21 protein-coding genes are annotated in these 23,734 nt (G+C 58.0%); 7 read left to right on the top strand and 14 right to left on the bottom strand.

Going from position 1 to position 23,734, the window contains the following annotated elements:
- Window positions 1-9 precede the first annotated feature (9 nt).
- Window positions 10-264 (top strand): GIY-YIG nuclease family protein, encoded by a 255-nt coding sequence (locus tag ACESMK_RS06180; RefSeq protein ID WP_372996709.1) that lies wholly within the window; start codon window positions 10-12, stop codon window positions 262-264.
- Here the strand turns inward: ACESMK_RS06180 and ACESMK_RS06175 are convergent.
- The gene (locus ACESMK_RS06175) at window positions 242-1,135 is read right to left on the bottom strand and encodes an alpha/beta hydrolase (protein WP_372996327.1); all 894 of its coding nucleotides are present in this window, start codon (window positions 1,133-1,135) and stop codon (window positions 242-244) included. The genes ACESMK_RS06180 and ACESMK_RS06175 overlap by 23 nt on opposite strands.
- Before the next feature lie 68 nt (window positions 1,136-1,203).
- Between ACESMK_RS06175 and ACESMK_RS06170 the strand changes: the two genes are divergently transcribed.
- A complete protein-coding gene (locus tag ACESMK_RS06170; protein ID WP_372996325.1) occupies window positions 1,204-2,211 on the top strand; it encodes an alpha/beta hydrolase in 1,008 nt (335 codons plus the stop codon).
- A gap of 37 nt (window positions 2,212-2,248) precedes the next feature.
- The gene (locus tag ACESMK_RS06165) at window positions 2,249-2,905 is read left to right on the top strand and encodes an OmpA family protein (RefSeq protein ID WP_372996323.1); all 657 of its coding nucleotides are present in this window, start codon (window positions 2,249-2,251) and stop codon (window positions 2,903-2,905) included.
- A 70-nt stretch (window positions 2,906-2,975) separates the two neighbouring features.
- Here the strand turns inward: ACESMK_RS06165 and serA are convergent, their stop codons facing one another.
- Window positions 2,976-4,205 (bottom strand): phosphoglycerate dehydrogenase, encoded by a 1,230-nt coding sequence (gene serA / locus ACESMK_RS06160; RefSeq protein WP_372996321.1) that lies wholly within the window; start codon window positions 4,203-4,205, stop codon window positions 2,976-2,978.
- Window positions 4,206-4,395: 190 nt separating this feature from the next.
- On the opposite strand from serA, the gene ACESMK_RS06155 reads away from it, so the two are divergent.
- Both ACESMK_RS06155 and ACESMK_RS06150 read left to right on the top strand, forming a co-directional pair.
- Window positions 4,396-5,799, top strand: a complete 1,404-nt coding sequence (locus ACESMK_RS06155) for an FAD-binding oxidoreductase (RefSeq protein ID WP_372996319.1) — start codon at window positions 4,396-4,398, stop codon at window positions 5,797-5,799.
- Complete coding sequence (locus tag ACESMK_RS06150; RefSeq protein WP_372996317.1) at window positions 5,799-6,476, top strand: SIR2 family NAD-dependent protein deacylase; 678 nt, start codon at window positions 5,799-5,801, stop codon at window positions 6,474-6,476. The genes ACESMK_RS06155 and ACESMK_RS06150 overlap by 1 nt, the downstream gene beginning before the upstream one ends.
- A 10-nt stretch (window positions 6,477-6,486) precedes the next feature.
- Here ACESMK_RS06150 and ACESMK_RS06145 read toward each other — a convergent pair whose 3' ends face one another.
- The 5 genes from ACESMK_RS06145 to ACESMK_RS06125 form a co-directional block, all read right to left on the bottom strand.
- On the bottom strand, window positions 6,487-7,815 hold the full coding sequence (locus ACESMK_RS06145) for an ABC1 kinase family protein (RefSeq protein WP_372996315.1): 1,329 nt from the start codon (window positions 7,813-7,815) through the stop codon (window positions 6,487-6,489).
- A 49-nt stretch (window positions 7,816-7,864) separates the two neighbouring features.
- Window positions 7,865-8,527 carry a fumarylacetoacetate hydrolase family protein gene (locus tag ACESMK_RS06140; protein ID WP_372996313.1) on the bottom strand — a complete coding sequence of 221 codons (663 nt, stop codon included), beginning with the start codon at window positions 8,525-8,527 and terminating at the stop codon, window positions 7,865-7,867.
- Window positions 8,528-8,550: 23 nt separating this feature from the next.
- Window positions 8,551-9,093: an adenine phosphoribosyltransferase gene (locus ACESMK_RS06135; protein WP_372996311.1), complete on the bottom strand. Its 543-nt coding sequence runs from the start codon at window positions 9,091-9,093 to the stop codon at window positions 8,551-8,553.
- 30 nt (window positions 9,094-9,123) lie between these two features.
- Window positions 9,124-10,422, bottom strand: coding sequence for an NCS2 family permease (locus tag ACESMK_RS06130; RefSeq protein ID WP_372996309.1), 1,299 nt, complete (start codon window positions 10,420-10,422; stop codon window positions 9,124-9,126).
- Window positions 10,423-10,573: 151 nt separating this feature from the next.
- Window positions 10,574-11,191, bottom strand: coding sequence for a trimeric intracellular cation channel family protein (locus ACESMK_RS06125; protein WP_372996307.1), 618 nt, complete (start codon window positions 11,189-11,191; stop codon window positions 10,574-10,576).
- A gap of 194 nt (window positions 11,192-11,385) precedes the next feature.
- Between ACESMK_RS06125 and ACESMK_RS06120 the strand changes: the two genes are divergently transcribed.
- Window positions 11,386-11,952: a BLUF domain-containing protein gene (locus ACESMK_RS06120; RefSeq protein ID WP_372996305.1), complete on the top strand. Its 567-nt coding sequence runs from the start codon at window positions 11,386-11,388 to the stop codon at window positions 11,950-11,952.
- A 145-nt stretch (window positions 11,953-12,097) separates the two neighbouring features.
- Window positions 12,098-13,078 (top strand): NADPH:quinone oxidoreductase family protein, encoded by a 981-nt coding sequence (locus ACESMK_RS06115; RefSeq protein ID WP_372996303.1) that lies wholly within the window; start codon window positions 12,098-12,100, stop codon window positions 13,076-13,078.
- Between the two features lie 376 nt (window positions 13,079-13,454).
- Here the strand turns inward: ACESMK_RS06115 and ACESMK_RS06110 are convergent, their stop codons facing one another.
- The 7 genes from ACESMK_RS06110 to ACESMK_RS06080 form a co-directional block, all read right to left on the bottom strand.
- On the bottom strand, window positions 13,455-15,284 hold the full coding sequence (locus tag ACESMK_RS06110) for a long-chain-acyl-CoA synthetase (RefSeq protein ID WP_372996301.1): 1,830 nt from the start codon (window positions 15,282-15,284) through the stop codon (window positions 13,455-13,457).
- 62 nt (window positions 15,285-15,346) lie between these two features.
- Complete coding sequence (locus ACESMK_RS06105) at window positions 15,347-16,174, bottom strand: SDR family oxidoreductase (RefSeq protein ID WP_372996299.1); 828 nt, start codon at window positions 16,172-16,174, stop codon at window positions 15,347-15,349.
- On the bottom strand, window positions 16,171-18,141 hold the full coding sequence (locus ACESMK_RS06100) for an acetyl/propionyl/methylcrotonyl-CoA carboxylase subunit alpha (RefSeq protein WP_372996297.1): 1,971 nt from the start codon (window positions 18,139-18,141) through the stop codon (window positions 16,171-16,173). The genes ACESMK_RS06105 and ACESMK_RS06100 overlap by 4 nt, the downstream gene beginning before the upstream one ends.
- 235 nt (window positions 18,142-18,376) lie before the next feature.
- A complete protein-coding gene (locus tag ACESMK_RS06095; protein WP_372996295.1) occupies window positions 18,377-19,198 on the bottom strand; it encodes an enoyl-CoA hydratase/isomerase family protein in 822 nt (273 codons plus the stop codon).
- Between the two features lie 227 nt (window positions 19,199-19,425).
- Window positions 19,426-20,586, bottom strand: a complete 1,161-nt coding sequence (atuD, locus tag ACESMK_RS06090; protein ID WP_372996293.1) for a citronellyl-CoA dehydrogenase — start codon at window positions 20,584-20,586, stop codon at window positions 19,426-19,428.
- A 583-nt stretch (window positions 20,587-21,169) separates the two neighbouring features.
- Window positions 21,170-22,786 (bottom strand): acyl-CoA carboxylase subunit beta, encoded by a 1,617-nt coding sequence (locus ACESMK_RS06085; protein ID WP_372996291.1) that lies wholly within the window; start codon window positions 22,784-22,786, stop codon window positions 21,170-21,172.
- A gap of 10 nt (window positions 22,787-22,796) precedes the next feature.
- Window positions 22,797-23,663: an SDR family oxidoreductase gene (locus ACESMK_RS06080; protein ID WP_372996289.1), complete on the bottom strand. Its 867-nt coding sequence runs from the start codon at window positions 23,661-23,663 to the stop codon at window positions 22,797-22,799.
- Window positions 23,664-23,734 lie beyond the last annotated feature (71 nt).

Genomic DNA, 23,734 nt, shown 5'->3' with positions numbered 1-23,734 from the left:
TTTGTCTACATGGTGCGAACCGCCAGGGGGGCGCTCTATACTGGTATAACCACCGACGTTGAACGGCGCTTCAGCGAACATCAGTCTGGCGCTCCGAAAGGCGCGCGGAGTTTGAGGGGGAAGGGGCCGCTGGAACTGGTGTTCAGCGCAGCAGCCGGAGACAGAAGCCAGGCTTCACGGCTGGAATGGCAAATCAAACAGTGGCCCCGACCGAGGAAAGAGGCGCTCGCCCGGGGTGAGCTCAGCCTGCCAGATGACGTTTGATGTGTTCGCCAGCGGTTTCCATGGCTGCGGTGGCCCGGTCGAGCTGACCGCTGTGTACCTGAAAAACATGCCAGAGGCTGTTAAACACCTCGAGCCGGGTTTCCACATCGTGCCGGTTCGCTGCATCGGCCAACCGTTCGGCATCATTGAGCAGAATTTCCTGGCTGCCGACCTGGATCAACAAGGGAGGCAGGCCGCTCAGGTCACCGAAAACCGGTGAGATTAGCGGGTTGGTCAGGGATTCCTGGCCGGCATAGAGCCTTGCCGCCTTGCTGGTCCAGCTCGCCTGGAGCACGGGCTCGCACTGAGGGCTGTAGAGCTGTTCCTGGGTCAGGTCTACCCAGGGTGAAAACACCGTGAGCGATGCTGGAAGCGGCTGGTTTTTGTCGCGCAGCCGCATGGCGAGAGCAACGGCGAGTCCCCCACCGGCGGAATCGCCAGCGATCGCAATCTGCCCCGGTTTGAAGCCCTCCTCCAGCAGACCGTTCCAACAAGCTTCGGCATCGTCCAGAGCGGCGGGAAATGGAAATTCCGGCGCCAGCCGGTAATCCGGTGTAACGATGGTGCAACCGCTGGTTTTGGCCAGGTAGCCGGTTATGCCCCGGTGGGTGCTTGAAGACCCGATGATATAGCCACCGCCGTGCAGATACAGAACGGTGCCTTGAGGATTGTGACCAAAATTTGTCCGGGTGGCCGGAACGCCGCCCACCGTGGTGCTTTCGAACCTTGCCCCCCGTGGTGGTGTCGAACTCCGGTAAGCCTGGCGCACAATGCGTCGCTGAAGTGACACCGGCACCGCCGGGTTAAGAACCGGCCTGACCAACCGGTTCATCGTCTGGCGCAACGCACTCTCCAGAAGGTGCTGCAACATCTGTGTCTTTACCCCGCTATGGGTTAGGATTGGACGATAATTCATTCATGACAGGCGTTTAACTCTACGTGTACTGGAAAACAGATACCATAGAAATACCAGACTGGGACAGACACTCACTTCTCGACAGACTCGAACCTTTTGACCCTGCCTGCTCGCGGGAACTCGGTCAGGAAATGGTGGCTTATTGCCGGTTTTACGGTCTTGATCTTTGGGTTGAGCATCCGGATGTCGCTTACCATCAGGGGTATGTGAAGGCGGGTGGCCACGAAGTCATGGTGCATTATTTCCGTTTGCCGGAGCAGAAGCCTGAGCGTGGCACGGTGTTTATTCTTCACGGCTATTTCGACCATGTCGGGTTATACAGCCAATTGGTTGACCGGTGCCTGGGGGCAGGGTTCGATGTGTTGGCCTATGACCAGCCGGGCCACGGACTTTCCAGTGGGACTCCGGCGGCGATTGGCAGTTTTCTGGAGTATCAGGGGGTGCTGGCCGATGTTATGGCGCAGGTCAGGGACAAGGTGCGTCAACCCTGGTTCGCGGTCGGACAAAGCACCGGCGGAGCGATCCTGATCGACTACCTGTTGTCCAATCAGCACAATCAGAAGACCTCCGAGTTCCGGAAAGTAGTACTTCTTGCGCCGTTGGTAAGGCCCGCGGGTTGGCTGGGAGCGAAAGTGCTCCATAGCCTGGCGCGGCCGTTTATTTCCCGATGGCGCCGTGTCTTTGCCGAAAATAGTGGTAACAGCCGATTTCTCAGGTTTCTGAGGGAGCACGACCCGCTCCAGGCCCGGGCGGTGCATGTGGACTGGGTAAGTGCCTTGCGGAAATGGGTGCCCCATATTGAATCGGCCAGGCCGGTCGACTTTCCGGTAACCGTGGTGCAGGGTGAGAAGGATCTGACAGTCGATTGGCAGCATAACCTGCGTATCATTCGGAACAAATTTTCCTCTGTAGAGGAACTGAGAATCCCTGACGGACGTCATCATCTTGTAAACGAAGCTCAGGATTTGCAGGCAACCGTATTCAATACCATCATTGATACATTCACGAACTCGGCAACACAGGCCCGCTAGTGGTCTTCTGCCAGGACATCAGGCACAGGAGAAAGTTGTGAAAAAGACAATACTCGCGTTTGCGGTGGCCACTCTTGGTCTCGGTGGTTGTATGACCTATGACCCATACACTGGCGAGGAGAAAACCTCCAGTGCGACCAAGGGTAGTATCATTGGCGCCATTGGTGGCGCTGCTGTTGGCGCTGCGACATCAAGCAAGAGCGACCGTGGCAAAGGTGCCCTGATCGGCGCTGCCGGCGGTGCAGCTATTGGCGGCGGCATCGGTTACTACATGGACAAACAGGAAGCCGAGCTGCGCCGTAAGCTGGAGGGCACCGGTGTTCGCGTGGTCCGTAATGGTGACGAGATTGAACTGGTGATGCCTGGTAATATCACCTTTGATCTTAACGAATCGAGCATCAAGCCTTCATTCAGTGGCACTCTGGAATCTGTGGCTCTGGTCCTGAAGGAGTACGACAAGACCGTTATCCAGATTGAGGGGCACACGGATAGCTCGGGTTCGGACAGCTACAACCAGTTGCTCAGCGAGCGTCGTGCTTCTTCCGTGCGTGACTTCCTGCTGAATCAGGGAATTGAGCCCAGGCGCACCCGCGCAGTTGGTTATGGTGAGCGCTACCCGGTTGCTTCCAACGATTCCGCCTCCGGCCGGGAGCAGAACCGACGTGTTGAACTGACGCTGGTTCCCATGCAATAAGCAGAGCTGGCTCACCAAAGCCAAAAAAAACCGGAGCACAGGCTCCGGTTTTTTTGTCTCAGACTGCGACTCAGAACAATACGCGGCAGCGAATGGTCCCTTTCACCTTGAGCAGCTTCTCCAGCGCCAGTTCGCCGTAGGCCTTGTCAACATCAACAACCACATAGCCGATGTCTTCCTTGGTCTGCAGGTACTGGCCACACACGTTGATGCCGTTCTCGGAGAACACCTGGTTGATTTCGGACATTACGCCGGGCACATTCTCGTGGATGTGCAGCAGGCGGTGCTGGTTGGGATGCGACGGCAGTGCCACTTCCGGGAAGTTCACGGAAGAAACCGAGGTGCCGTTGTCGCTGTACATGGCAAGTTTTTCAGCTACTTCCCGTCCGATGTTTTCCTGGGCCTCAATGGTAGAGCCACCCACATGCGGGGTCAGGATGACGTTATCGAATTCCCGCAGCGGAGACACAAATTCCTCGTCGTTGGATTTTGGCTCAACCGGGAAAACGTCAATGGCTGCACCCAGCAGTTTGCCACTGGCCAGCGCATCAGCGAGGGCGTCAATATCAACGACAGTGCCCCGCGACGCATTCATCAGAATGCTGCCCGGCTTCATCTGGGCGAACTGTTCAGCCTTGAACATGTACTTGGTGGCCGGTGTTTCCGGTACATGCAGACTCACCACATCGGCGATGTTGAGGAGTTCCTGGAGGGTGCCCACCTGAGTCGCGTTACCGATCGACAGCTTTGAGACCACATCGTAGAAGTAGACGTCCATGCCCAGGCCTTCGGCCAGGACACTGAACTGGGTGCCGATGTTGCCGTAACCGATGATGCCCAGCTTCTTGCCACGAATTTCATAGCTGTCCTTTGCGGACTTCAGCCATTCACCGCGATGGGCTTTGGCGTTTTTCTCCGGCACGCCGCGCAGGAGCAGGATGGCCTGGGCCAGAACCAGTTCTGCAACGCTCCGGGTGTTGGAGAAGGGCGCGTTGAATACTGCAATGCCACGCCGGGTGGCTGCCTGGAGATCCACCTGGTTGGTGCCAATGCAGAAACAGCCCACGGCCACCAGTTTCTTGGCGGCTTCAAATACTTTCTCTGTCAGCTGGGTGCGGGAACGGATGCCGACGAAGTGCGCATCGGCAATCTTCTCGATCAGCTCTTCCTCGGCCAGCGAGTGAGACAGATACTCGATGTTGGTATAGCCTGCAGCATTCAGGGTATCAATGGCAGATTGATGCACGCCTTCCAGCAGCAGGATACGGATTTTGCTCTTCTCAAGAGACGTATTTGACATGGGCTTGCTTCCGAACCTTTCGTCACGTGAAATGACCTGTGGCCAGTGATCGTCAGGGCTGGCTCACAGAACAGGGGCGGTATGATACCATAAACGCAGATTTTCACAGCGCGCCGGTTCGCCTGAATCAACTGTCTGTGATTCCTGTTGCAGGATGCTCCGGCCCAAACCTGACGAGACCGATAACTCCATGAATTCCGAACAGATCATTGCTTCCCTCAAAGACCTGATGGCTTCCGGCGATGCCCCCGGCAAGGTGCTGACCGACCCGGCGGATCTGGATACCTACGGCAAGGACTGGACCAGGATCTACCCGCCCAAGCCGTTGGCGATCGCGTTGCCCAAGACCACCGAGCAGGTTCAGGCACTGGTGAAGTTTGCCAACGAAAATCAGGTGGCTCTGGTGCCCTCCGGTGGCCGGACAGGTCTGAGCGCCGGTGCGGTGGCTGCCAACGGTGAAGTGGTCGTGGCGTTCGACAACATGAACCAGGTTCTGGACTTCAATGCCAGCGATCGAACGGTTCGTTGTCAGGCAGGCGTTGTTACGGAACAACTGCAGAATTTCGCCGAAGAGAACGGTCTTTATTACCCGGTTGATTTTGCCTCCGCCGGTTCCAGCCAGCTTGGTGGCAACCTCTCTACGAACGCTGGCGGTATCAAGGTGATCCGCTATGGCATGAGCCGGGACTGGGTTGCCGGCCTCAAGGTCGTGACCGGCAAGGGCGATATCCTGGATCTGAACAAGGACCTGGAGAAGAACAATACGGGTTACGATTTGCGCCATCTGTTCATCGGCGCGGAGGGCACTCTGGGCTTTATTACCGAAGCTACCATGAAGCTGTCCCGCCAGCCGGATAACCTGACGGTGCTGGTGTTGGGGCTGAACGACCTGACCAACACCATGGATGTGCTGCAGACCTTCCAGAAAAAGATTGACCTCACCGCCTACGAATTCTTTTCCCACCAGGCCATGGGGCATGTGCTGGCCCACGGCCAGGTGCAGGCGCCGTTTGAAACCGAGGCTCCGTATTACGCGCTGCTGGAGTTCGAATCTGTCTCCGATCAGGTGATGGACGACGCCATGACCCTGTTTGAGCAATGTGTGGAGAACGGCTGGGTGCTGGATGGCGTGATCAGCCAGAGTGAAACTCAGGCCCAGAACCTGTGGCAGTTGCGGGAGCGGATTTCAGAATCCATCGCCCCCCGAACGCCCTACAAAAATGACATTTCCGTGGTCGTATCCAAGGTGCCGGGCTTCCTGCAGGAAATCGACGCTGTGGTCACCGAGCACTATCCGGACTTCGAGATTATCTGGTTCGGCCACATCGGCGATGGCAATCTGCACCTCAATATCCTCAAACCGGAGGATATGGCCAACGAGGATTTCTTTGATAAGTGCCAGCAGGTCAACAAGTGGGTGTTCGAAATTGTTGAGCGCTACCAGGGCAGCGTCTCTGCCGAGCATGGCGTGGGTATGACCAAGAAGCCTTATCTCCATTACACCCGGAGTGAGGCGGAAATCGCCTACCTGAAAGGCATCAAGCAGGTATTTGATCCCAATGGAATTATGAACCCGGGCAAGATCTTCGACTGATGCAGGATCACATCGTTGTACTGACAGGCGCGGGAATCAGCGCCGAAAGTGGCCTTTCCACCTTCCGGGATAACGGTGGGTTATGGGAGCAGCACAGTGTCTACGATGTGGCTACGCCCGAGGCGTTTGCCTGGAATCAGGAACTGGTGCTGCGGTTCTACAACGACCGCCGCCGCCAGTTGGCATCCGCCCAGCCAAACCAGGCCCACCGACTACTGGCAGAACTTGAGCGGCGCTGCCGGGTGACCGTCATCACCCAAAACGTGGACGACCTTCATGAGCGCGGCGGCGCCACCAACGTCATTCATTTGCACGGAGAGCTCACCAAGGCCCGCAGCTCAAAGTACCCGGAGCTCGTCTATGACATTGGTTACCGTGATATAAATCCAGGTGATACCTACGACCGTGGTGCCCAGCTTCGTCCCCATATCGTCTGGTTTGGCGAAGAAGTCCCCATGCTGGATAAAGCCGCAGAGGTTGTCCGCACGGCTGATCACTTGCTGATCGTAGGAACCTCGCTTCAGGTTTATCCAGCCGCCGGATTGGTCTATGAAGTGGATAGAGGGGTGCCTATTACCGTCATTGATCCGGGAGAGCCCGCTTCGGTGTCCCGGGCCCGGTTTATTCGCAAAGGGGCCGTTGAGGGCGTTGCAGAATGGATGAATAGCTTGAAGTAACTTCCCCGCCTCATCCCTGCTCAGCGTTCTCGTTAGGCAGGAGATACTTCTCAAGTTCTTGCCGGAACGCCGCCTGAACACCCAGCCGTTTCAGCATCCAGTAATGGCCGGCAATCATCCGGTCGATAAAAATGCTTTCCACCGGCGGTTTGAAGTAGTCCAGGTATTTGAACACGGTGCTGGTTTTCTCCGCCACACGCTTGTGGATGTCGGCCTCGGCAAAGTCGTAGGGGACGTCACGCTGTTCAAAGGGTACCACCAGAATATCGCGCCACATGGCGTAATAGGCTTCATCCACGGCTGGCTGGCTGCCGACCCGTGCGCCCAGATCGATCAGGTGACGATCCAGCGCTTCGTAATCCTCGTCCAGGGCAGAGACCAGGGCATTCCGGTAGGCTTCAATAATCTCCGGCTTCAGTTTTTTAACGCAGCCGAAGTCGTACATGATAATGGAGCCATCTGGTCGGTAGGCGAAGTTGCCCGCATGGGGATCACCATGGATGCACTGGAAGCGGAAAAGCTGGTCCGCCATCAGGGTGAATATCCGGTGACCAATCAGGTTGATTGTGTCCTGGTCGTAGCGTTCTTTCGTGACCTTGCTGACGTGATCGCCCTCGACCAGTTCCATTGTCAGGACCCGGCGGGTTGAATGACTGTGGGCTACTTCAGGAATGAGAACCCAGGGCTGATCCTTGTGGAACTCCCGGAACAACTCAATATTTCTGGCTTCGTTCTCATAATCCAGTTCTTCCTTGAGCCGTTCCCGAATTTCAGCGAAGAGTCGGTCAACAGACTCTTTGGGCATTTTCAGCAGGCCGCCCAGTCTCAGAGCCATTCTGAGTTGCTTGAGATCCGAATCGCAGGATTCGTCTACGCCGGGGTACTGAATTTTGACAATAACGTCGGTGCCGTCGTGAAGCCGGGCCCGATGCACCTGACCGATGGAGGCTGCGGCGTAGGGCTTTTCCTGCAAGTACTCAAAGAGCTCAGAGACCGGTTTGCCCAGTTCCGATTCGATCTGCCCCACGATGACCTCGAACGGCATGGGTGGGGCTTCCTTTTGAAGCTTCTCCAGCGCGTCGGAGAATTCCTTGGGCAAGAAGTCCTGGGTCTGGGAGGCAATCTGCCCCACCTTCATGACGGCTCCTTTCAGTTCGCCCAGGGTATCGGCAATCTGGTCGGCCATGCGGGTATAGCTTTCGCTCTGGGCGCCTTCCTCGTTCTCTGAGCGGAATAGTCTGCGCGCGCGCTGGCCGGCATACTGCCCTGCCACAGAGGCAGTCATGCCAGCGAGTTTGAAGAAGCGACCACGTCGGGAGGTTACCGGTTTCTTTGCCATAAACAGATGTACGCCTTTGACCGGATTTGGGTTTAGCCGGGCCTGCACGTTAAACCACTTTGGTCTCCACGAACAGCAGGTCTTCCAACTCAAGTGAAAGCGTCTGGCCGGAGCTCAGTGGACCAACACCTTTGGGCGTGCCGGTCAGAACGACATCGCCCGGCAGAAGAGTGAACTGGCTGCTGATGTGAGCGATCAGGGGCACGATCGGGTTTAGCATGTCAGCGGTATCGCCTGTTTGTTGGCGGCTGCCGTCAATGTCCAGCGTGAAGTGGATGGGACCCCCGGAAAACTTATCGACTGAGACGAACGGTGACAGGGGGCAGGCGCCATCGAACCCCTTGGCGCGCTCCCAGGGCTGACCTTTCTCCTTTAGCTCCGTTTGGAGGTCCCTCAAGGTGAGGTCCAGAGCCAGGCCGTAGCCGAGGATGGCGGTTTTGGCCTCACTGGCCGAGGCGTCAGTCAGAGGGCGGCCAATCAGAACAGCCAGTTCGGTCTCGAAGTGAACCGCACCCTGGTTTCTCGGGAAATCCAGGGGGCGGGTGATATGCACGGCCGAGGTTGCGGGCTTGATGAACAACAGGGGTTCATCCGGCACCGGGTTGTTGAGCTCCCGGGCATGCTCGGCGTAATTGCGACCAATACAGACAATCTTTCCCAACGGCAGATGCACGGGAGTGCCGTCTTTCCAGTGGTGTTGGTAATCCGGCATGGTCGCCTCCTGATTGCTGTTGGTTATTCCCCTTCAAACGAGCAGACAGTATAAACCCGGAGGCCCTCGTCCTGCAGCTTGCGGGAGCCGCCGAGATCGGGAAGGTCGATCATCGCCGCCACTTCCACAATCTCTGCGCCGATCCGGCGGATCAGGCGGGTGGCGGCAAGCATGGTGCCACCGGTAGCAATCAGGTCGTCCACCAGAACCACGTTATCGCCCGGCTTGAAGGCATCCTTGTGCAGCTCAACGGAAGCGGTACCGTATTCGAGCTCGTAGTCTTCCACCAGGGTATCGAACGGCAACTTGCCCTTCTTGCGGACCAGCACCAGCGATGCGTTCAGCTCGTAGGCCAGTGCCGAGCCGATAATAAATCCCCGTGCATCAACGGCTGCCACGGCATCAATCTTGTGGCCGTGATACCGGTGTACGAAGGCATCAATCAGCTTCCGGAAGGCGGTCTTGTCCTGCAGTACCGTGGTGATATCACGAAAGGCCACGCCGGGCTTTGGCCAGTCCGGGACCGTGCGAATGGCCTTTTTGATGCTTTCAGAGAAATAGTCCATAAACGTTCCGGTGATTGTTCTGGATGCGGATCAGGCCGCATCCAGGAAAATGAATTTCAGAACAAAGACAACGGCAATGATAACAACGCTGGCGTTCAGATCCGCCCAGCGGCCGCTGAGTGCTTTCAGGATGGCGTAGGTGATGAAGCCGAGCGCGATGCCGTTCGCAATGGAGAAGGTCAAGGGCATCATCAGGGCTGTCACTACAGCAGGAGCAGCATCCGTAACATCGTCCCAATCAACGAGTTTGAGGCCGCTGGCCATCAGAACGGCTACGTAAAGCAGGGCCGGCGCGGTGGCGTAAGCAGGAATGATGCTGGCAATGGGCGATAGCAGCAGGCACGCCAGGAACAACGCGGCAACAACCACAGCAGTCAGGCCGGTACGGCCGCCGGCGGAAATGCCTGCGGTGGATTCAATGTAACTGGTGGTGGTTGACGTACCCAGGGCGGCACCGGACATGGTGGCGACAGAATCTGACATCAGGGCCCGGCCAAGACGCGGCAGCTTGCCGTCCTTGTCCAGCAGACCGCCGCGCTGGGCGGCGCCAATCAGAGTGCCGGACGTATCAAACAGATCGACAAACAGGAAGGCAAAAATCACGCTGATCATGCCAACGTTCAGGGCGCCGGCCAGGTCCAGCTGCATAAAGGTCGGTGCCAGGCTGGGTGGGGCGGAAACAAAGCCCTCGTACTCCACCATGCCAAGCGCCATGGCTGCGCCGGTAACGGCAATGATGCCAATCATCACGGCGCCGGTTACCTGGCGGAAAGACAGTGCGCAGATCAATACAAAGCCGCCGAAGAACAGCAGGCTCTCGGCAACCTTCACTTCGCCCAGGCCGACGAGTGTGGCCGGGTGATCCACCACAATGCCCGCATTCTTGAGCGCGATCAGGGCCAGGAAGAACCCAATGCCGGCTGAAATGCCGAAGCGAAGGGACATGGGGATGCTGTTAATAATCCACTCGCGGACCTTGAAAATGCTCAACAGGAAGAACAGGAAACCGGAAATGAACACTGCTCCCAGCGCCACCTCCCAGCTGTAGCCCATGCTGCCAACGACGGTGAAGGAGAAAAAGGCGTTCAGTCCCATGCCCGGCGCCAGGGCAATCGGGTAGTTTGCCCACAGCCCCATGATCAGGGTGCCGATGACGGCTGCAAGGCAGGTAGCAACGAAAACAGCTCCGAAATCCATGCCGGTGGAAGACAGGATGCTCGGGTTGACCACGATGATGTACGCCATGGTCAGGAAGGTGGTAATGCCCGCAACCACTTCTTTACGAACAGTGGTGCCGTGGGCCTGGAGTTGGAACAGTCGTTCAAGCATGACGGGTGTCTGCCTCACAGGATGCTGAAAGTTGGTGTTTGGGAATCTGGTTTGAGCGGAAATCGTGAATTGCGTGAAAAAACGGCAATATTACCGGCTCATCAGTCTCAGGCCAAGGGATGATTGACAGTTCGTCAAACTGACAGCGACGCTAGTTGCTCTGTGGATCCCGCTGCAGCCGAATATCAAACCGGACTGCCAGCATCCGGACGATCACGATGAACAGTAGGCCAATGGTCAGAGGCAGTGCTTCGTTATCGAGGAACCACTGACACACGAAATACAGCCAGCACCCCGCAAAGGAGATGGATGCATAGATCTGGTCCTTGCGGAAAATGTATGGGACTTCGTTGCACAGGGTATCTCGCAAGGCGCCTCCGAAAGTCCCGGTCATAACCCCGAGCAGGGATGCGATAAACCACGAATGGCCCATGTCCAGGGCCAGTTGGGCGCCGAGAATGGAAAAGACACCCAGGCCAATGGCATCAGGGAACACGATTCTGGACTCCCGGAGCCGCTCTGCCCGCTTCCAGTAGCTGAAAACAATCGCCATGGCCAGAATCAGCATGGGTTGTTCCTGATGCTTGATCCAGTAGAGCGGATGATTGTCCATGATCAGGTCCCGCAGGGTGCCGCCGCCCAGAGCGGTGATAAATCCGATGGTAAACACGCCCACGGGATCCATATTCTTGGACCGGGCCACAATCATGCCGGAAATCGCGAACGCAACGATTCCAATCATTTCAAGTATGTAGATGATGTCGAGCATGATGGACCCCGAGATAGAGGTAACAAGTGATCAAGCGGCGGAATTTAAAGCGCGCAGGATAGCGGAAACCCCACCTTCTTTCATCTTCGAAGCCGGGCCGAGGGGTCCCTGGATGCCGGGAACTGTGATCCATAGCGACAGTTTCAAACGTATTTTGCATTCAACTTTCCTTTGTCCTGTTGCACGGAGTTGCTATGTCCTTAATGCGTCTGGCCTACGCCAGTGAAGCCACGTTCGAAGCCAAGCCGGTGGAGAAAGGTGTGGAACCCCACGTTGCACGAATTTTGATGACCTCCCGGAAGAACAACGCCAAGGACCAGCTGGTCGGTGGCCTGTATTACGGTAACAATCGTTTTTTCCAGTACCTGGAGGGTGATGAGGATGCGGTACGGAGGACCTACGATCGCATTTTGAAAGACGAACGCCATCAGAATATCGTGACTCTTATTGAGGAACCGCTGTCCGGTCGAACCTTCAGCAACTGGTCTATGAAGTATGTGCCGCTGTCCCGGGATGTCCGGAAGTTTCTGGACGAGCAGGGGCTGGAATCCTTTGAGCCTGCCTCTTTCACATCGGATCAGTGTGAGAAAATGATCGAACTCATACGCAACTCCAGCCAGGATCAGAATCTGGGTAGCCGTGACGATCATAAATCCGTCGGCGATGCGCCCCAGGTTTTGTCCTCCGGGATGAAAGTGGGCCTGATTGTGGCCGGCCTGGTTCTGGTAGGGGCTCTGGTGATCGGCGGGACCATGCTTTGATGGAATCGCTGTAAGAAATAAGCCCGGCTTATGCGTTTGGATAAAAGAACTTTATTTGCTTCATGATAAGACTCTGTTTAGCTTGACGGATAACAATCACAGGCGCGAGCCGCCTGGAACCCGGTCAAACAAAAATGGAGAGTTCATGAAAGCCATCCTCTGCAAGGAATATGGTCCGGCCGAGACGCTGGTCATCGAAGATGTTCCCAGTCCTGAGGTGAAAGGCCGCGGCGTAAAAGTGCGCGTAAAAGTCGCCGGCCTGAATTTCCCGGACACCCTCATTATTGAAAACAAATACCAGTTGAAGCCGAGTCTGCCTTTTTCCCCGGGTGGTGAAATGGCGGGTGAGGTTATTGAGGTTGGTGACAAGGTAACCCGTTTTAAAGTAGGCGATCGTGTCGCAGGGCTCACCGGTTATGGCGCCTTTGCAGAAGAAGTGATCGTACCGGAGCAGAACCTGCTGCCAGTTCCTGATGGCATGTCTGATGAGAAGGCCGCTGCCTTCACGATGGTTTACGGCACCTCTTATTACGCGCTCAAACAACGGGGCAACCTTCAGCCTGGCGAAACACTTCTGGTGCTTGGCGCCAGCGGTGGTGTTGGCCTGGCAACGGTTGAGCTCGGCAAGGCCATGGGCGCAAAGGTTATTGCCGCCGCCAGTTCGGCCGAAAAGCTTGCGGTTGCCAAGGAAGCCGGCGCCGATGAGCTGATCAACTACACCGAAGAACCTCTGAAAGACGCCGTCAAGAAGCTCACCCACAGCAAGGGCGTGGATGTGATCTACGATCCCGTTGGCGGTGACTTCACCGAACAGGCTCTTCGCGCCATGGCCTGGAACGGCCGTCACCTGATCATCGGCTTTGCCGCCGGTGACATCCCGAAAATCCCGGCAAATCTGACCCTTCTGAAAGGTTGTTCCGTGGTTGGTGTCTTCTGGGGCAGCTTCACCCAGCGCGAGCCGGAGGCCAGCGCCCAGAACATGATGGAGCTCATGAAGCTTTACGCTGAAGGCAAGATTGATCCGAAGATCAGTGCGGTTTACGACTTCGAGGATTACGCAAAGGCACTGGGAGCTTTGACCGAGCGCAAGGCGACCGGCAAGGTGGTTTTGAAAGTCGGCTCCTGAGTTTGGTTCTGAACAAGGCCTGCTAGCTCGGGGAGGAGGCTCCAACCGCCAACTTCTGGCTTGAGAGAGATATCGATAATATCAAAGCCTGACACCCTTGCATTTTGTAGGTCGGATTAGACGCAGTCGTAATCCGACAATGAATCTAATAGGTCGGTGTGTTTTTGTCGGATTACGGCTGCGCCTAATCCGACCTACCGGACTATATCTCTAGAGCCTGATGGTGAGGGCGGGTAGTTCCTCCCAAAAATGTAGAGGGCCAAGGACGGCCCGAAACAAGCGCACACGGATGTGCTTGTAGCGGTTTTTGGGAGGAACTACCCGCCCTTGCCATACCACTGACCCAGAAGGCTAGGGTCAAAATACCGGTCGAAGATTAAAAACTGACCTTCCCACCATCAATCTCCGAAACCAAATCCGGAGTGAGCTGGGTGTAACCCTCAGTCCGAGGCAACCAGGCGTAAACGTCGTCACTGGAGTCTCCCAGCGAATAACCCGCTTTCTGGATATCCACCTTCCGGTACTTGAAGGTCCCGGTTTTCTCGATGGCGTGGGTTACCCGTACGAATACCGGAACCGCATAGGTCGGCAGATTGTCCCGCAGATAGGCGAATAATCTGTTCACATCGAACTCTCGGCCGTTGCTGTGGGGAACCAGCGTCACCATGCCGGCCTTGCCGTTGGTTCCGGGGATCTCGACGCCGTAGACGATGGCTTCCTCCACCATTCCGGAACCGTCGATAATGTTTTCCACTTCCGTTGTTGAGACATTCTCGCCTTTCCAGCGGAAGGTATCGCCCATGCGGTCGACGAACTGCAGGTGGCCGCAGCCGATTTCCTTCAGAACATCACCGGTGTTGAACCAGGCATCGCCTTTCTTAAAGGCGTTGCGAAGGATGGATTTTTCGGTGGCGTCTTTCTGGGTGTAGCCCTCGAAGGACCACTTCTTGGTGATTTCGCCGATTAACAGCCCCGGCTGGCCTTTGGCGACTTCCCTCATGAAGCCCTTCTCGTCGCGAATCGGATCCCGAGTCCCGTCGTGGAACTTCACCAGTTTGTAAGGGGCGGTGGAGAAGCCCACGGTGTTGTCCATGTTGAAGAAGTTGCTGAAGCCGATGTTGCCCTCGCTGGAGGCGTAGAGTTCTGCCACAGTCTCTATGCCAAAACGATCCTTGAATTCTTTCCAGATGGAGGGGCGCAGGCCGTTGCCGATCATTTTGGTGAGGCTGTGGTTCCGGTCCTGCTCACTCGGTGGTTGATTCAACAGATAGCGGCAGAGTTCGCCAACGTAGCCAAAGGTGGTGGCGTGGTAGCGGCGAACATCGTCCCAGAAGGCGCTGGCGGAGAATTTGCGCCTCAGGGCAATGGCGGAGCCACCGGCCATTACGGAGCCCCAGCAGACCAGCAGGGCGGTGCCATGGTACAGGGGCAGGGTGCAGTAGAGTACGTCCTCCGGCTCCATGGCGAGAGACATCAAACCGAATCCGCCGTAAGCCTTGATAAACTTGCGGTGCGATCCCGGCGCGGCCTTGGGCAGACCGGTGGTGCCGGAGGTGAACAGGTAAATGGCGGTGTCGCCCATTTTGGGGGGGTGGCTCAGCGCCGGATTACCGCTGTTGAAGGTGCTTATCCGCTCGGCCATGTTGGTGTAGCCATCGGGGGTATCGCCAAAGGCATTCAGGGTGTTGGTGTCTGCGAGGAACTGGTACGGATGCGAATGCCGGGGCTTCAGATCGGCTTTTACCCCCTCAAAGGCCTCCACCAGTTCTTCGCCGATAACAACCATCTTCGGTTCAATCAGATTGATGCTGTGCTCGAGAACCTTGCCTTTCTGGGAGGTGTTGAGCATGGCGCAGGCGACGCCGAGTTTTGCGGCCCCGGCCACCACGGCAAGGAGCTCCGGGCGGTTTTCCAGGAATACCGCAATGGCGTCGCCTTTGGTGAGGCCCTGGTCCTGGAGGTAGTGGGCGATACGGTTGGCCCAGCCATTGAGCTCGTGCCAGGTGATGGTCCGGTCTTCGAACAGAATCGCTGGCCGGTTGCCGACGTTCCTGGCGTTGGTTTCGATGAGTGTGCCCAGGGTCAGCTCCCGGTTCTCATTCTTCAGGGAGTAGTAGTATAAACCCCGGGTAATAGCCGGCAGGCGCCGAAAGATGCCGGGCAGGCTGCGGACGATGTCCAGTGCGGATACGTTGTCTTGGCTCATGGTCTTTCCATTGTCCCTTTTATTGTGTGGACTGCGAGCCCGAAACAACGCATGCCCGGGGCTCAGTCCAGAAACAGATCCGGCATCAGGGGCTTGTCGCCCGGTGCGTACCGGTAATGCTCGAACTCTGTCATACCGTCCTGCCTTAGCAGGTCCTCGTCGATCAGGTTTTGGCCGGTCATCGTGTCGGGCGACCGGTTCAGGATGCTGATGGCGGCATCGGCCATGATGTCTGGCTTCCGGCCCTGGGCCATCAGCTGCGGGCCACCTACCTCAAACTCGATGGCCGCGGTGGCGATCAGCGTTTTCGGCCAGAGTGTGTTAACAGCAATGCCGTAACGTCTGAACTCTTCCGCCATGCCCAGGCTCAGCATGGTCATCGCGTATTTCGTGGTGGTATAAGGCCCGTACTGGGCGAACCACCGGGTATTCAGGTTCAGCGGCGGTGACAGGCTCAGGATGTGAGCCTGGTCCGATTGTTTCAGCCAGGGCAGGGCGGCCTGGCTGCAGGCCATGACTGCCCGGGCGTTGACCTGGTGCATCAGGTCGTACCGGCTCACCTTGAGATTTTCCACGCCCGTCAGCCGGATGGCACCGGCGTTGTTCACCAGGGCGTCGATACCGCCAAAATGTTCGCCGGCTTCATCAACGCGCTGGCGAATCTGCTTCTCATCCCGGACATCCAGAACCAGAGGCAGTGCCTGGCCGCCGGCCTCGCGCACTTCCTCTGCCACCGAATGAATGGTGCCGGGCAGCTTCGGATGGGGTGTGTCCGATTTTGCGGCAATCACCACGTTGGCGCCCTGGCGGGCAGAGGCGAGGGCAATAGCCCGGCCGATGCCCCGGCTCGCGCCGGTAATAAAAACGGTGCGGTTACGCAATGTGCTCATGCGTTGCTCTCCTGTTCGGCCGTTTCGTTGGCGGTAATCTCAACCAGCAACTGACTGCGCTTTACCTGGTCGCCCTTGCTGGCATAGACCTCGCCGACAACGCCGTCGCGGTCGGCTTTCACTGGATGCTCCATTTTCATGGCTTCCAGTATCACCAGCGTATCGCCCTGACGAACGCTCTGGCCAGCCTCGACCAACACATCAATGATGGCGCCATCCATGGTTGCCTGGATCCGGCCGCTGCCGGCACCACCGGCGCCCTGCACAGGCTGATGGGTCACATCCCGCACCGACCAGGAATGCCCGAACGCCTGCAAATATAGAGAATCGCCCTGGCGGTGATATTGGCAAGTCTGACGAACGCCGTTGTCGATAATGCATAAAAGGCCATCGCGCTGGCTTTCGAGAATCAGGCTATGCCGGGTTTCACCCATACTGACAGACAACCGGTTATCGCTGCGAGTGACCAGTAACTCAACGGTGGTTTCGCCGGTTTCGAGCTTGATGGGTGTCATGGTGGCCGGCGCATTGCTCCAGGCGCTCTGGCCCGATATGCCATGGTCGAGCACGCAGGCGGCGAGGGCCAGCTGGCGAATGTCCAGAGTCTGCGGCTGCAGGGACGGATCATCGCTGAAGGCCTGCTGCAGGAAGGCGGTGGTGGCCTCACCGGCTCCGAAGGTATCGTTGGCAATGATCCGGCTCAGGAAGTGGCGGTTGGTGGTAACGCCGAACACCGCGGTGTCCTCCAGGGCCCGAATCAGACGACGACGGGCTTCATCGCGGTTCTGTCCCCAGGCGATTACCTTGGCCAGCATGGGGTCGTAGTGGGGCGTGATGCTGTCCCCGGAGCGAACGCCCGTATCGTATCGAAGGCCTTCCCCCTCGGCGGTTTTAAAAGCACAGAGCGGACCAGTCTGTGGAGTGAAACCGTGGGCGGGATCTTCCGCGTAAAGCCGGACTTCGATGGCATGGCCATTCAGGCGGATGTCGTCCTGGGCCAGGGGTAACGGAAGTCCCTCGGCAACAGTGAGCTGCCAGGCCACAAGGTCCTGGCCGGTAATCAGCTCGGTGACCGGGTGTTCCACCTGCAGGCGGGTGTTCATTTCCAGGAAATAGAAATTCCGGTGTTTATCCACCAGAAACTCGACGGTGCCGGCACCTTCGTAATTGCAGGCCAGAGCGGCCTTCACCGCAGCTTCGCCCATGGCCTGGCGCAGTTCAGGCGTAACGAAAGGGGAGGGTGCTTCCTCGACTACTTTCTGGTGTCGGCGCTGAACGGAACAGTCCCGCTCACCCAGGTAAACGGCATTGCCATGGCAGTCCGCGAAGACCTGGATTTCCACATGTCGGGGCTCAATCACGGCTTTCTCGAGGATCAGCTCGTCATCACCGAAGGCCTGTTTCGACTCGGACCGGGCCCGCTTGATGTTGTCGGCCAGTTCGGATTCGCTTTCAACCAGGCGCATACCGCGTCCACCGCCGCCAGCAGAGGCTTTGATCATCAAGGGGTAGCCGATGTGTTTGGCGGCTGCGATGAGTTCGTCATCGCTGGCGTTGTTGCCCTCATAACCCGGTACCACGGGCACGCCGGCTTCCTGCATGGCGATTTTGGATCGACGCTTGCTGCCCATCAGTTCTATGGCGGATGCCGGCGGGCCAACGAAGACCAGGCCGGCGTCTTTGCAGGCATTGGCAAACGCAGCATTCTCGGAGAGGAAGCCGTAGCCCGGGTGAATACAGTCGGCGCCGGTTTGGCGGGCGGCCTCCAGGATGGCGTCACTGTTCAGGTAAGAAGCGGAGACTTGTGCCGGGCCGATGCAGACGGCTTCGTCGGCCAGTTCAACGTGCATGGCTTTGGCGTCAGCTTCGGAGTAGACGGCCACGGTGCGGTAACCCAGAGCTTTCGCGGTGCGGATAACCCGAACTGCGATTTCGCCTCGGTTGGCTATTAACAGTTTTTTTAGCATGGTGCTGGTCTCATTGTTTTGTGCCAGTCCGCGAGCGGGTGTGGGGAGGCTTTCAGGAAACCGCTACGAGCACCCCTTGCGGGGTCCGGCCAGCAATTGCAGATTGCTGTCGTTCGGCTGCGCATGAAGCTTCGCTTCATAAACGCTTGCCTCACCCATGTGCGCTTGACGTCGGCCATCCTTGGCCGCCGACATTTCCTGAAAGCCTCCCCACACCCACTCGCTCCCCCGTAACTTAGTCGTTGGATTCTGCCCAGGCGGGCTGCCGCTTTTGCATGAACGCCATGGTGCCCTCCGTGCCTTCGCTTCCACGAATAGCTTCCGCGAATTTCTCAGCCGCGCTGTCGAGCAACCCGCCCATCGGCTCATGCCCGACTCGATGGAGCAACGCCTTGGTTTCAGCGGTGGCAACCGGTGCGCAAAGGCGAACACGATCCAAGGTATTCGCCAGCATCTCTGCCACTTCATCATCCGAAGCGGCCGCCTGGTGAACGATGCCAAGACGGCATGCCTCGTTTGCATCGATTCTCAAGCCCAGCAGGGCCAGTCGCCGGGCCTGTGTGAGGCCGATTCGTTCAACCACGAACGGTGCAATCTGGGCGGGAATGACGCCGAGAGAGGTTTCCGGCATGCCGAATTTCGCCGTTGGCCCGGCGATGGCAACGTCGGAAACGCAGGCCAGGCCGAATCCACCGCCCATGACGGCGCCCTCGGTGACCGCGACAACGACTTTCGAAGATTCGTTGACCTGTTGGATCATCTGGCCGAAGGCCCGGTTCAGGCGGTAGAACGGATCGGCCTCGCCCTCGGCAGCTTTTTGGCCGCGGGCACCGGCCATGTCCTTGATATCGCCACCGGCACAGAAATGACCACCGGCGCCCCGGATCACGACGGCGCGGATGTGCAGGTCGCTCTCGATCTGCGTAAATACGGCCGAAAGCTCCGCCACCATCTCCAGGCTCATGGCGTTTCGAACGTCCGGGCGGTTAATGGTGATAAACAGGGTGGGGCCCTGTTTCTCCAGTAAAAGTGTTTCGCAATGTGGTAGCTGATCCATACATAACTCCACTGTTCAGGTTTGGAGCCAGCAGGCTTTCAGAGCCTGTCGATTCGTAGGTCGGATTAGCCAAAGGCGTAATCCGACAACCCAAGTCCGGGGCCGGCAGGCCGGTAGTTCTGTCCAGGACCGTTGAGGGCCATGGATGGCCCGATCGAGCCCTACACGGACGTACTTGCGGGCGTGTCCTGGACAGAACTACCGGTCTGACGGCCATGCACCGTATGTCAGTCGCGCTTCTTGCCCGGCAAAGTCCCCATCATCTTGCAGATAATCCCAAGCATGATTTCATCGGCACCACCGCCAATGGACACCAGCCGGACATCCCGGTGTGCCCGGGAAATGGGGTTATCCCACATGTAACCGTTACCGCCCCAGTACTGCAGGCAGCTGTCTGTCACCTCACGCCCCAGACGCCCGGCCTTGAGCTTGGCCATGGATGCGAGGCGAGTCACATCCTTGCCTTCAACGTGTAGTTCACAGGCCTGGTAGGTGAGGGCGCGCAGAGCTTCGACTTCGGTTTGCAGCTCGGCCAGACGGAAGTGGATCACCTGGTTATCGATCAGCGGCTGGCCGAAGGTCTTGCGCTCGCGGCAGTACTCGATGGTCTTGGTGATGCAGTTCTCGAGCGCCTTGATCACATTGGCCGCACCCCAGAGACGCTCCTCCTGGAACTGCAGCATCTGCATCATGAAACCGGTGCCTTCGGCGCCGATGCGGTAACGTTGAGGCACGCGCACGTCGTCAAAGAAGATCTGAGCCGTTTCCGAGGAACGCATGCCCAGTTTGTTCAGGTGCGGGCTGAAAGAAATGCCTGGTGTTTTGGTGGGAACCACGATCAGGGATTTGTTCTTGTGGGGCTTGTCGTCCGACGTGTTGGCCAGCAGGCAGATGAAATCGGATTTGGGGCTGTTGGTGATCCACATCTTGGAGCCGTTAATGATGTAGTCGTCACCGTCTTTCCTGGCGGTGGTTTTCATCCCCGCCACATCCGAACCCGCACCAACCTCGCTGACGCCGATACAGCCCACCATGTCACCGGCAATGGCCGGGGCCAGGAAGCTGCGTTTCAGTTCATCGGAACCGAACCGGGAAATGGCCGGGGTACACATATCGGTCTGAACCCCGATGGCCAGTGGCACACCACCACAATGGGCCATGCCCAGTTCTTCCGCAGCTACCAGGTTGTAGCTGTAGTCGAGCCCCATGCCGCCGTATTCTTCCGGCTTCTGGATGCCCAGGATTCCCAGGTTGCCGAGCTTTTTGAACAGCTCATGAATCGGGAATTCCCCGGCGGCCTCCCATTCGTCGCAGTGGGGATTGATTTCCTTCTCCACGAAATCGCGGACGGTTTTTCTGAGGGCTTCGTGTTCGGGTGTGAATTTCACGTTCTTGTTCTCCTGCTGGTAGAGAGTCCGTGCCTTCTTTGTTTCGGTGCACGTTCTTTAGCTTGGGTGGCAGGTGTGTGGGGCCGCTTCCAGAAAACCGCTACGAGCACCCCTTGCGGGGTCCGGCCAGCAATCACAGATTGCTGTCGTTCGGCTGCGCATGAAGCTTCGCTTCATAAACGCTTGCCTCACCCATGTGCGCTTGGCGTCGGCCATCCATGGCCGCCGACATTTTCTGAAACCGATCCCACACAGCCGCTTATGTTTGCAAACTGTTTGCTGCCTGCTGGCAGTTTTGTTGTTTTTGTAGGTCGGGTTAGCCGAAGGCGTAACCCGACAGATTGGCGGAGTGGCCTGGCATTTTTGTCGGATTACGCCTTTGGCTAATCCGACCTACGCGTTTGTTCTCTTGATCAGTGGAAAAGTTTTCTCTCTTAAAACGATAACTCGTGGTCGACCAGAACCGGGGCGGAGGGCTTCCCAAAAACGTGGAGCGCCAGGGATGGCGCGACCGAGCCCTCCGCCCCGGTTCCAGCCCCAAAGCTCGAAGGCCAAGAGGCGGGCCCCACCAAACCCAGAAATGCTACAAGCGGGCCACCCCAAACGTATTAGGCCGCAACTGCCGAGCCTCCGCCTCCCGGCAAACGTCCAGAACCAGGGCCAGAACCCGCCGCGTATCCCGCGGGTCGATCAGCCCGTCATCCCACAATCTGGCCGTGCCAAACAACGCCGTTGAGCCTTCCTCCAGTTTCTTCGCTGTGGCCTGCTCCAGAAAATCCAGTGTCTTCGGATCCGGCTCCATGCCTCCGCGGCGTTGCTTGTCCTCTGCCACAATGCGCATCACCTTGCCGGCCTGTGCCGGGCCCATAACTGCGGTTCGGCTGTTGGGCCAGGCAAAGATAAACCTTGGGTCCAGACCACGTCCGCACATGGCGTAGTTACCTGCACCATAGGAACCGCCGATGACAATTGCGACCTTTGGCACACGACAATTGGCCACCGCCTGGATCATCTTCGAGCCGTGTTTGATGATGCCGTTCTGCTCCGAATGGGTTCCCACCATGAAACCGGTGGTGTTATGCAGGAACAGCAGGGGCGTTCCGGCCTGGTCGCAGAGCTGGATGAACTGGGCGGCCTTGGCGGAGCCGGCCGGAGTGATCGGGCCGTTGTTGCCGATAATGCCGACCGAATGGCCCTCGATCCGGATGGTGCCGCAGACGGTCTGGTCGTCGAACTCGTTCTTGAAATCCATGAACTTCGAACCGTCGGCGATACGGGCCAGGATTTCGCGAACATCGTAAGGCTTCTTGGAGTCTGCCGGAATCACGCCTAGCAGTTCATCGGCCGGGTAGAGCGGCTCCTCCCATTGCAGTTCGCGCCGGGGTGGCAGTTGCTCGTTCCAGGGCAGGGCTTCGAGGATGTTTCTGGCCTGGCGGATGCCGTCGGCGTCGTCTTCGGCCAGGTACTCGGCTGTCCCTGCCACCGTGGCATGCATCTCCGCACCGCCGAGCTCTTCGTCGGTGGCAACTTCACCAGTGGCAGCCTTGAGCAGTGGTGGGCCGGCCAGGAACATCTTGGCTTGCTCGCGCACCACGATCACATAATCCGAAAGGCCTGGCTGATAGGCACCGCCTGCCGTGGCGTTGCCGTGGACCACGGTTACCTGAGGAATGCCGGCGGCGGACATGCGGGCCTGGTTGGCAAAGCCCCGGGCGCCCAGCACGAAAATGTCGGTCGCATAATTCAGGTTGGCGCCGCCACTTTCGGACATGGACACAACGGGGAGCTTGTTTTCCATGGCGATCTGTTGCAACCGCAGCGTTTTGTCCAGGCCGGCCGGGGTAATGGTGCCGCCCTTGATGGCGCTGTTGCTCGCAACCACAAGGCAGCGAATGCCGCTGACATAACCGATACCAGCGATGATCCCGCCGCCGGCCATGCTGCCGTCCTTGTCATCGTGCATCTTGTAGCCGGCGAGTGAGCACAGCTCCAGGAAGGGCGTGCCACGGTCCAGCAACCGGTTGATGCGGTCCCGGGGAAGCAGTTTGCCTCGCTTGGTGAACTTTTCCCGGGCGGCTTCCGCCAGGTCCAGAACCTTCTGTTCCACCTCCCGAAACGTCGTGATGTGGGCTTCCATGGCTTCGGCGTTGGTGCGAAAGTCTTCGGACTGGGAGCTTACGGTGGATTCAAGTACCTGCATGTTCGGCTCCTCAGTCGTCGCTAAGAACTTTCGGGGTGATGGCCCGGTGAAAGCCGTTGTAGGGCTCGTTATTCTTGGCCTTTGGCAACGGCCAGACCCGGCCCCCCTGGGACGCACCGCCGTCGATCCGCAGGCAATCGCCACTAATAAATGCCGCCCCGGGGCTCAGCAGAAAGCAGATCGCCGAGCTGACTTCGGACTCGGTACCCATCCGCTTGATGGGCACATTGTCGCCAAGGCTGCGGATCCATTGCTTCATGTGCTCGGGGTAATTGTCCATGCCACTGGAAGCAATCCAGCCCGGAGCAACCGCGTTCACCCGAACGCCGGAAGCGCCCCATTCAACCGCGGCTGTCTGGGTGAAATTCACCATCCCGGCCCTGGCGGCGCCGGAGTGACCCATGCCGGGCATGCCGCCCCACATATCGGCCACGATATTGACGATGGCGCCCCCGGTTTTCGACAATGCCTGCGTGTAGGCTTCCCGGGCCATCAGAAAGCCCCCGGTCAGATTGGTGCGCACCACCGTCTCCCAGCCCTTCTGATTAATCCCGGTCAGCGGCGCCTGAAACTGCCCGCCGGCGTTGTTCACCAGGCCGTTCAGGCCGCCATGTTCGGCAATAATCGCCTTGACGGTGGCTTTCACCGATTCCTCTTCCCGGATATCGCAGACATGAGCCGACGCAATACCGCCGTCCTCGATGATCTCCGCTTTTACGGACTCTACTTTTTCGACTTTACGGCCCACCAGGGCAACCCGCGCACCGAGGGCGGCAAGCTCGTGGGCTGTGCACCGGCCGATGCCGGAGCCGCCGCCAGTAACGATAAACACCTGGCCTTTAAAAAGGTCCGGATGAAAAACAGATTGATAGCTCATAAGTTGAAGACCTTTCCAAACGTTCGGGCGCTCTGGTTGGTGGCACGCTCCAGGACTGTGAGCAGCATGGA

The sequence above is a fragment of the Marinobacter sp. genome (genome assembly GCF_041687235.1).
In the GTDB taxonomy this organism is placed as follows: Bacteria; Pseudomonadota; Gammaproteobacteria; order Pseudomonadales; family Oleiphilaceae; genus Marinobacter.
The sequence above is the reverse complement of the archived record's forward strand: the minus strand, read 5'-3'. Positions and strand labels throughout refer to the sequence as shown.